The organism is Bacillus sp. JJ1127, from assembly GCF_036965845.1.
Classification (GTDB): domain Bacteria; phylum Bacillota; class Bacilli; order Bacillales; family Bacillaceae_G; genus Bacillus_A.
Map to the genome: position 1 here is coordinate 1 of NZ_JBALQK010000064.1, position 9804 is coordinate 9804.

Annotated in this window: 9 protein-coding genes; 2 read left to right on the plus strand and 7 right to left on the minus strand. The window is 37.0% G+C overall.

The genetic code is table 11. The features are described from left to right. Positions 1-32 precede the first annotated feature (32 nt). The gene (locus V7183_RS08270; RefSeq protein ID WP_335359188.1) at positions 33-344 is read right to left on the minus strand and encodes a heavy metal-binding domain-containing protein; all 312 of its coding nucleotides are present in this window, start codon (positions 342-344) and stop codon (positions 33-35) included. Positions 345-390: 46 nt separating this feature from the next. Then, entirely contained in the window at positions 391-723 is a 333-nt protein-coding gene (locus tag V7183_RS08275; RefSeq protein ID WP_097897166.1) for a DUF1904 family protein, read from the minus strand. A gap of 400 nt (positions 724-1123) precedes the next feature. Between V7183_RS08275 and zwf the strand changes: the two genes are divergently transcribed. Then, positions 1124-2629: a glucose-6-phosphate dehydrogenase gene (gene zwf, locus V7183_RS08280; protein ID WP_097897165.1), complete on the plus strand. Its 1506-nt coding sequence runs from the start codon at positions 1124-1126 to the stop codon at positions 2627-2629. Positions 2630-2645: 16 nt separating this feature from the next. Continuing rightward, positions 2646-3257 (plus strand): cyclase family protein, encoded by a 612-nt coding sequence (locus V7183_RS08285; protein WP_097897164.1) that lies wholly within the window; start codon positions 2646-2648, stop codon positions 3255-3257. Between the two features lie 90 nt (positions 3258-3347). Here the strand turns inward: V7183_RS08285 and gndA are convergent, their stop codons facing one another. The 5 genes from gndA to ftsE all read right to left on the minus strand — a co-directional run bounded on the left by gndA (position 3348) and on the right by ftsE (position 9386). Beyond that, on the minus strand, positions 3348-4757 hold the full coding sequence (gene gndA, locus V7183_RS08290) for an NADP-dependent phosphogluconate dehydrogenase (protein WP_335359189.1): 1410 nt from the start codon (positions 4755-4757) through the stop codon (positions 3348-3350). A 208-nt stretch (positions 4758-4965) separates the two neighbouring features. Then, positions 4966-6168: a PDZ domain-containing protein gene (locus tag V7183_RS08295; protein ID WP_335359190.1), complete on the minus strand. Its 1203-nt coding sequence runs from the start codon at positions 6166-6168 to the stop codon at positions 4966-4968. Positions 6169-6261: 93 nt separating this feature from the next. Beyond that, positions 6262-7698 (minus strand): S41 family peptidase, encoded by a 1437-nt coding sequence (locus V7183_RS08300; RefSeq protein ID WP_438825162.1) that lies wholly within the window; start codon positions 7696-7698, stop codon positions 6262-6264. A gap of 118 nt (positions 7699-7816) precedes the next feature. Beyond that, positions 7817-8710: a permease-like cell division protein FtsX gene (gene ftsX, locus V7183_RS08305; RefSeq protein WP_097897160.1), complete on the minus strand. Its 894-nt coding sequence runs from the start codon at positions 8708-8710 to the stop codon at positions 7817-7819. Then, a complete protein-coding gene (gene ftsE, locus V7183_RS08310) occupies positions 8700-9386 on the minus strand; it encodes a cell division ATP-binding protein FtsE (protein ID WP_097897159.1) in 687 nt (228 codons plus the stop codon). Before ftsE ends, ftsX begins: the two co-directional genes overlap by 11 nt. Between the last annotated feature and the right edge of the window lie 418 nt (positions 9387-9804).

The window sequence follows — 9804 nt, forward strand, 5'->3', positions numbered from 1 at the left end:
ACTTATGGGACAGCCCCTTCTTTCTTTATATTCTATATACGGACAGCTGTGCCGCTTACCGCAACCATTAGCATTCCTTCGCGAACTACCTCATAGTCTACATCAATGCCCACAATCGCGTTTGCACCTTTTTGCTTCGCAAGAGTTTTCATTTCTTCCATCGCAATATCACGCGCTTCTTTTAACTTACTTTCATAAGCACCAGCACGGCCACCAACAACGTCACGAACAGAAGCAAATAAATCACGAACGATGTTAGCTCCCATAATTGCTTCTCCGTTTACGATATCAATATACTCTTCAATTTCTTTTCCTTGAATAACAGAAGTTGTTGTAACGATCATAATATATTTCCTCCTATGTATTAAGCTTATAAATGTTACAAAAGCCTTAACTTGCGCAATGCTTTCCGTTAATATAATACGCTGACTCTGTGAAAACCGTAAACACAACCTCTACTTCAGGAAGTCCAAAATCCATTAAATATGTAGTAATGGCATTGGCAAATCGATTACGAATTTCTTGTCCACGCTCGAACCATTTTACTTCAATAAGAGGGAATGCCTCTATTTCTTCCCCATTGTATACAAATGTAGAACTTGGTAGTTCCAACGTAAAATTATCCGCACCACACTCACAAACCTCTGCAAGTTCTTCCACTAATGGTTTACTTATACTCTTTAATTGCTCAGTAGTAATTCCACGAAATACAATATGCGGCAAAAAAACCCCTCCGTTACATGGCTTTATTCTATATTTCTCCATATCATAGCACAATGTGTTTCGCTGTACCAGAAATCTATCGGCTCTCCTAATTTTCCCACTTTCCCATCTTAACTCCTACAATTGCAGGTTTTTATCCCGCTATTCATGGACAGTAAGATTCTCACTGACGGAAGTTTCACTTTATTTCTTTCTCATTACGCCAACTTCAAAATAACTACATTACATTGTATTAATGATTTCATGCTTTTCTTTTGATTTTCTATAATCTTCACCCTAAAATAATTTAAGAGATTTATTCTTACTTTCTTACACATACTTAAAAGTAGGAGACTTCTTTCGAATTATGTTAAAATCTTCTAAGATACTATTTATACATTGATAAAGGTGAGGGTACCCAGTGAACAAGAACGACAATACACATTGCACTATAGTTATATTTGGAGCAACAGGCGATTTAGCAAAGAGAAAATTATTCCCTTCTATATATAGCCTATATAAAAAAGGACAGCTCTCTAAAAATTTTGCTGTTGTTGGTGTGGCGAGACGTGAATGGAGTGATGATGTATTTCGTGAAAATGTATTTTCCTCTATTCAAGAGTCAAAAATTAAACCTGGGAATGATTTAGATGAATTTTTAACTCATTTCCGATACTTATCGTTTGATGTTACGAATACCGCTTCGTACCAAGATTTGAATACGTTACTTACTAACCTAGAAGAACAATTCAATATTCCAGGAAACAGAATGTATTATATGGCAATGGCTCCTGAATTTTTCGGAACAATCGCTTCTTACTTGAAATCAGAAGGTGTGACAAACTCAAACGGTTGGAATCGATTGATTATTGAAAAGCCTTTTGGACATGACTTGCCATCCGCACAAAAATTAAACGAAAAACTTCGTCAAGCATTTGCGGAAGATGAGATTTATCGCATTGACCATTATCTAGGAAAAGAAATGGTTCAAAATATTGGCGTCATTCGTTTTGCAAATGCAATATTTGAATCACTATGGAACAATAAGTACATCTCTAATATTCAAATTACATCCAGTGAATCTTTAGGTGTAGAGGACCGCGGAGGTTATTATGACCATTCCGGTGCTTTAAGAGATATGGTACAAAATCATATGGTACAAATGGTTGCTTTACTGGCGATGGAACCGCCAATTCGTTTAACAACAGAAGAAATCCGAAGCGAAAAAATTAAAGTATTGCGCGCACTTCGACCAATAACAGTAGAAGAAGTTGATCAATATTTTGTACGAAGTCAGTATGGACCAGGAACAATCAATGGAAAAGAAGTTCCTGGGTACAGAAGCGAAAGTAAAGTGGATCCAAACTCAAGAACAGAAACATTTGTGGCAGGTAAATTATTAATAGACAATTTCCGCTGGGCAGGTGTGCCGTTCTACATTCGTACAGGTAAGCGTATGCAAGAAAAATCAACAAAAATCATCATTCAGTTTAAAGAATTGCCAATGAACTTATATTCTAAATCAGAAAACAACGTTCATCCAAACTTGCTTATTATTCATATTCAGCCGGATGAGGGGATTTCTCTTGTTTTAAACGGTAAAAAAATTGGTACTTCTGAAAAAACAACACCATTTAAGCTTGATTACTGCAATGACTGCGTGGATGGAGTAAATACACCAGAAGCTTACGAGAAACTTCTATATGATGCAACTCAAGGCGATGCAACAAACTTCACTCACTGGGATGAAGTAGCATTATCATGGAAATTTGTTGATGTTATTTCTAAAGCATGGCAACAGGATGTATCAACAGATTTACTTACTTACGAATCAGGATCAATGGGACCGCAAGCTTCTGATGATTTACTTGCGGAAAACAGCTTCCAATGGTGGCCTATTTCAGATGATAATGCCTACTCAATCTAATCAAAGGGGAATTCTTATGAAAAAAGTATATGATATTACAGTACCTATTTACGAAGGAATGCCTGTATATAAAAATAAACCGGAAAAACAGCCTCAACTTTCCAAAGTTACAAACGGTCATGTAACAGAATCCACATTAAAAATGGATGCTCATACAGGAACGCATATTGATGCGCCTTTGCATATGATAAATGACGGAGACACGTTTGAAACACTTGATATTGAGAAATTAGTAGGCGAAGCAAAGGTTTTTAACCTGACGCATGTTGATGGTGGTATTACTGCTGAAGACCTAAAAGATTTCGATATTCAAAAAGGGGATTTTGTTTTATTTAAAACAAAGAACTCCTTTGATGAAGGATTTAACTTCGATTTTATTTATTTAGCTGAAAGCGGTGCGAAACTACTTGCTGAAAAAGGTATTCGCGGTGTGGGCATTGATGCATTAGGTGTTGAACGTGCCCAAGAAGGTCACCCAACCCATAAAACACTATTTGCACACGATATTATTGTAATTGAAGGATTAACATTTAAAGAAGTAGAAGCGGGAACATACTTTATGGTTGCAGCTCCATTAAAACTAATGGGTACAGATGCATCACCAGCGCGTGTGTTATTATTCCAATAAAGTGAAACTTCCATCAGTGGGCGTCTTACCGCCTGCGAATTACGGGATAAAAAAGGGACCAAGAATTTAATCTTGGTCCCTTTTTTTATTTTATATCCATTTTGTATGGAATGTACCTTCTTTATCCACTCGTTTATACGTATGTGCTCCAAAATAATCACGCTGCGCTTGTAACAAGTTTGCAGGTAGTGTTGCAGTACGATAGCTGTCATAATAAGAAATTGCTGCTGAAAATGCAGGTACCGGAATGCCCTGTTGTACAGCCGCTGAGATAATTTGACGTAATCCGCCTTGATATGACTCTACAATTTCTTTAAAGTATGGATCAAGTAAAAGGTTCGGTAGGTCAGTGTTTTTCTCATAAGCCTCTTTAATGTTCTGTAAGAAGGCTGCACGAATAATACATCCGCCTCTCCAAAGCATAGAAATGCTGCCAAAATCAAGGTTCCAATCATATTCCTCAGAAGCTGCCTTCAATTGCGTGAATCCTTGTGCATAAGAACAAATTTTACTCATATATAAAGCTTGGCGCACTGCTTCAATTAATTCGGCTTTTTCAATTCCAAGTGCTGCTTTATCTTTAGGTCCAGATAAAACTTTGCTTGCGTTCACACGCTCTTCTTTTAAAGCAGAAATACAACGCGCAAATACAGATTCCGTGATAATAGGGAGAGATATACCTAAATCAAGTGCGCTTTGACTTGTCCATTTCCCTGTACCCTTTTGTCCTGCAGTATCAAGAATAACATCCACTAATGGCTTACCAGTTTCTTCATCTTTCTTCGTGAAGATGTCTGCTGTAATCTCGATTAGATAGCTGTTCAGTTCGCCCTTATTCCATTCAGCAAATATTTCATGAAACTCTTCTGCAGTCAAATCAAGTGTTTGTTTCAAGAAGAAATATGCTTCACAAATTAATTGCATATCTCCATACTCAATACCGTTGTGAACCATCTTTACATAGTGGCCTGCCCCATTAGGTCCGATATAAGAACAGCAAGGCTCGTCATTCACTTTTGCAGAGATATTTTCAAGCATATCCTTCACTTTTTCGTATGCATCCTTCTGTCCGCCCGGCATAATAGACGGTCCCTTCAATGCACCCTCTTCTCCTCCTGACACACCTGCACCGATGAAATTGATTCCTTCTTCGGCAAGACGTTTGTTTCGGCGAATTGTATCGACAAAGTATGTATTACCGCCGTCAATTAAAATATCACCTTTATCGAGGTGAGGAAGCAGAGAATCAATCGCCTTATCTGTAATTTCCCCTGCATTAACCATTAATAAAATCTTTCTAGGTGATTCAAGTGAGTTAACAAACTCTTCAACCATATGAGTACCAACTAAGTTTTTACCACGGTTTTCCTCAATGATTTCATTTACTTTTTCCTTTGAAATATCATATAGGGCAACAGAATACCCTTTACTCTCAAAGTTAAGTGCGAGGCTTTTTCCCATAACGCCCACACCAACAACTCCAATTTGTTGCTTTGGCATATTTCATCGTTCCTTTCCATGCATGTTACTCTGTCTATATTATAGTATATATACCTAAAGTAACACTTTAATCAAATAATCCATCTTTTTCATTTCAATATGCTCCGCCAAGATGCGTGCAAAAGGTCATAGGGACACGGCACATCGCCATCAAGTTAAAAAATAAAGAGAAACTTCCATCCTTATCAATCAATTATGAAAAATCACATTAAACAGCTTCCGTATCCCACTTATGATCCTGTTCTACAAATACAACACCTAATTCATGATGCCCACCTGCATATAGCGCCGTTTGAGCAAGACGAAGCTCACCTTTTGTATCGAGCACCTCTAGTTTACAAAATGCCCCCGTTGTCTTGGACTGTAGTGCATCATAAAATTCCTCTGCTGTTTTCGGAATTACACCGTTTACTTTCGTAATTACCTCTCCAGGCTTCAAGTTCATTTCAGCACCAGTAGTATTCGGAATCGTATCTAATACCATTAATCCCTCATCGCGCGCTGCAAAATATGCTGGACGCGTCTCATCAGCAATTCTCTCCTGCATCGCAATTGTAAAGCGACCAAGCATCGCTGCTCCCATCGCAACAATCGCTAACACATGCCACCAATAGCTGGCAATACCTAAAACGAGAACGAGTGCAGCTAATCCAAATATACGTCTCCCTGTAAATAATAATGCTTCCTTCGGTTCATAACTTCTAATGTTCCGCATAAAGCCAATTAGAAATGGAACAAGGAATAAAGAATACGTCTGTGAACCTACCGAAACGACAGGCCACCATGAAACGAACTGCGTAACCGCATCTCCTGGGACAAGAATAAAAATTGGCACAAGCCATAAGCGTTTTGATTCATGTAATCCAATATTTAAACCACGTTTACTTTTTCGTATTTTTGGTGTGGAATATCGCACTGCATTTTTTGAAATTAATAGACCTTCTACTACTAGCATTATGCCAAGTAGAATAGCAAGTGATACAATGGTATCCCCTTCTCCTTCTCCAAGCTGTAAGAGAGAGATTGGCATCTTAGAAGATAACAAAGCCGCTACAATCGCTATACCAAATGTGTACGCTGCCGATAAATATCGATACTGAGCAGCTAGTCCAAATAATAGTGTCCAAATTAAAATCATCCATATACTTGCTTGCGACACAACTAGACCGGCTCCAATTGTTATGATGGACACAACCAAACCATATCCAACTCCTGAAAATAAGGATGTCCGCAGCTCAAACCAAATATCATATACTTTAAAAGAAAAAGCTTTTCGTTCTCGTAATATACGTAAGTAGCCAACAAAAATACTACTTATCAAAAATACATAGACAGCAGGGTGTAAGAAAAAACGCCCAACTGCTCGCATTATCTCAAAAGACCACGCCTCCACGAACTGATTCACCACCATTTATATCATTCTTTCTTTTTATATTATCACAACTAAACAAACGTTTGTTTAACACATAAAAAAATACAGGCAACAAAATGCCTGTATTTTTTCTTATTTCGCCATTAATTTTAATGCTGCTTGTAATTGTAAATCATTTTCGCCAGAACGAATTTTTTCAATGATTTTATTTTGAATTGCTTCAGCTGTCTTTTTATCAAGTTCTCCAGTTGGTTCCATCTCATTTGCATTTTGGAATGCTTTAAGAGCTGATTCTGTTTCTTTACTGAAGTATCCATCTTCACGACCTGGCACATATCCTAAACTTTTCAGCATTTCTTGTGCATTTTTTACTTGTACATCATTTGAATTATAAGAAAGCGTCTTCTCAATTTGAATTGGAGTTGCATGATAATAATCGGGCTGCTTCACTTCTACCGTTGGAGCAATTCCTTTTTTATGAATCCAATTGCCATCTGGTGTTAACCATTTAAACATCGTTAGTTTAATGTTACTGCCATCTTTAAATGGAACGGCTTGCTGCACAGTACCTTTACCAAATGTTTTTTCACCAACTAAATCATATCCTTCTCCTTCTTTTAGCGCAGCAGCTAAAATTTCAGAAGCAGAAGCACTTCCATTATCGACTAATACTGAAATTGGATATGGCTTTCTTTCTTTTAACGCAGTAGAGAATTTCTTCTTCTCACCATCTCGTTGTTCAATTTGCAGCATTGGCTTTTTATCCGTCATGATTAACCCTAGTATATCTTCTACACTATTTAAATAACCTCCAGGATTCCCACGCACATCAATAACTAGACCTTTTATTTCTTTCTTTTCAAGTTCTTTTAATTGATCCTTAAATTCTTTCGCTGTGTTTTCAGAGAAAGATGTAATTTGAATATAACCAATATTTTTCTCATTCTCTTTCTTCACAGAACTAAACACAGTGAAAATTGGAATCTTTTCGCGCTTAATTTTAAACTCTAACGGGTCAGCTACTCCTTCACGTTTAATTTCAAGCGCAACAGTTGTCCCTTTTTTACCACGAATCTTTAATACCGCTTCTTCACGTGATAAATCTTTTACACTGTTTCCATCTACCGATAAGATTTGATCATTTGGTTTAACACCTGCTTTTTCTGCTGGTGAACCTTTAATTGGAGATACAATAATAAGCTTGCCATCCGTTTTGTTCACCTCAGCCCCAATACCTTCAAGCTCAGGATCAAGTGATTGGTTAAACTGCTTCGCTGTTTCTTTATCCATATACGTGGAATAAGGGTCCTTCAGCGTAGACAACATCCCTTGTATCGCACCTTCAACAAGCTTATCGTCCTTTACGTCTTCTACATAACGCGAATCAATCAGTGCATACGCCTCATTAATCTTTGCTAAATTTCCTTTTGCTGTGCTAGCACTATCTTTTGTTATTGTTTGCGTCACATACGCTGGATTAATTCCAAACATATACATACCTGCAAACATCCCGCCAGCACCAATTAAAAATGTAATAACCATTCCAATAATCGCAACTCTACGTTTCAATGCGGAATTCCCCTTTCCAGAACACACAGGTGGTGTAGCAAAAGGCATCACACATTGTGTGATGCCTTTACCTATTTCTACTATATGATAAGCTTGTACGAATTATGTTTGCAACTTTTTATACTTTTAAGAAGCGACGAATTGACATTACACTTCCCCACATACCGATTAATGCACCAATTAACATTAATAAACCAGCTAATTGGAATACAAATGGGCTATATGGTAACAGTTCAAAAATTGTTCCGCCAAGTTTCTCATTAAACATACCTTGCAGTGAATTGTAAGAAGATAAAATTACGATAATTGGGATGATTGAACCCATGATACCTAAGAATAAACCTTCTAACAGGAACGGCCAACGAATAAACCAGTTCGTTGCACCTACAAGTTTCATAATTTCAATTTCTGTGCTTCGTGCATAAATTGTAATTTTAATTGTATTTGAGATTAAGAACATCGCTGTAAATAAAAGACCAGCAATTAACAAAATCCCAATGTTACGACCTGTTTTTACTGTATCAAATAATTTTTCAACTTGGCCTTTACCATATTGAACATTACTTACGAACTGCATTTTTTCAATTTTTTTCGCAATTGCTGCTGTATCTGTTGGTTGTTTTGCTTTGACAACGTATACGTTTTTCAATGGATTATCTTGTTCAAATAATTCAAACGTTTTTCCGCTGTCACCTAAACTTTTAATCAAACGTTTCAATTCATCTTCTTTAGAAGAATATTTAATAGAATCTACTTTTGAAATCTTATTAATCTCTTGTTCTAATTTCTTTTGATCCGCTTCTTTTGCTGCTGGATCAATGTGTACACGAATCTCTACATCTTGCTCTACTTTCGTCGCAAAATGGTTCATATTCATAATCGCTGTTAAAAAGACACCTACAAGTAATAATGTAACTGTTACTGCACTTACAGAAGCAAACGTCATCCATCCATTACGGGATAGATTTTTTACACCTTCTCGTAAATGTCGACTAAGGGTTTTAGCCTTCATATCCGTATCCTCCCTCAATCTCATCTCGAACAATTTTTCCGCCTTCAATCGCAATTACACGATGACGAATTGTATTTACGATATCTGCGTTATGCGTTGCCATAACAATTGTTGTACCTCGCTCATTAATACGTTTGAAAATACTCATAATATCAAGAGCTGTTTCAATATCCAAGTTACCCGTTGGCTCATCGGCAATTACAACCTTTGGCTTATTTACAATCGCTCTTGCAATCGCCACACGTTGTTGCTCCCCACCTGAAAGTTCACTTGGAAGTGCATCTGCACGATCTTCAAGACCTACAAGTCCTAACACTTCTGTCACACGCTCACGAATTGCATCAGGCTCTTCTTCAATTACTTCTAATGCAAACGCAACATTCTCATATACCGTTAATTTAGGTAGCAGTTTAAAGTCTTGGAAAATTACCCCTAGCTGGCGACGAAAATATGGAACATCTCGCTCTGCCAATGTTTCAATGACAAGGCCATTTACATTAATAGATCCTGTTGTTGGTTTTTCTTCACGATACATCATCTTAATAAATGTAGATTTCCCGGCTCCACTCGGTCCAACTACGTATACGAATTCACCCTGTTTAATACTAACTGTGAGTCCAGCAACGGCTTTCATGCCATTTGGATACTCCTTATAAACATTCGTCATTTTTATCATTATTTATCACCCAATACTTAATGATTTTTTTTCGAAATACTTGGTCTGTCTATATGAAAATGAAAGCATAAGCTCCCACTCTCACTTATCTTCTAGTTGTATCACCAATTGTGTCAAATAACAGTGATCATACTTTCTCGTTATCGCCACTGCTGTTTTATGTATATCTTTCATCAAAATTCTACAAATTACATTGTAACATCAATCGGTTTCCAATTCGGATACATTTTTGTTACAGTTATGTTACAGCGTACAAAAGATGAAAACTGCGTGTTTGTTATTCATGAAAGCGAAAAAACCGAGCAGACTCCCTTCTCATACTTAAGAGCTTTCTATATGAAAGAACCTTAGCAACGAGACTCAATGTCAGTTCGGCTTTTTTATTGTCTATTTCCCGCAGATATATAAATCCATTTTA

Bases quoted from the DNA above. Each gene is read 5' to 3' on its own strand.
- V7183_RS08270 (WP_335359188.1), bottom strand. From the start codon at position 344: ATGATCGTTACAACAACTTCTGTTATTCAAGGAAAAGAAATTGAAGAG.
- V7183_RS08285 (WP_097897164.1), top strand. From the start codon at position 2,646: ATGAAAAAAGTATATGATATTACAGTACCTATTTACGAAGGAATGCCT.
- gndA (WP_335359189.1), bottom strand. From the start codon at position 4,757: ATGCCAAAGCAACAAATTGGAGTTGTTGGTGTGGGCGTTATGGGAAAA.
- V7183_RS08295 (WP_335359190.1), bottom strand. From the start codon at position 6,168: ATGGTGGTGAATCAGTTCGTGGAGGCGTGGTCTTTTGAGATAATGCGA.
- ftsX (WP_097897160.1), bottom strand. From the start codon at position 8,710: ATGAAGGCTAAAACCCTTAGTCGACATTTACGAGAAGGTGTAAAAAAT.
- ftsE (WP_097897159.1), bottom strand. From the start codon at position 9,386: ATGATAAAAATGACGAATGTTTATAAGGAGTATCCAAATGGCATGAAA.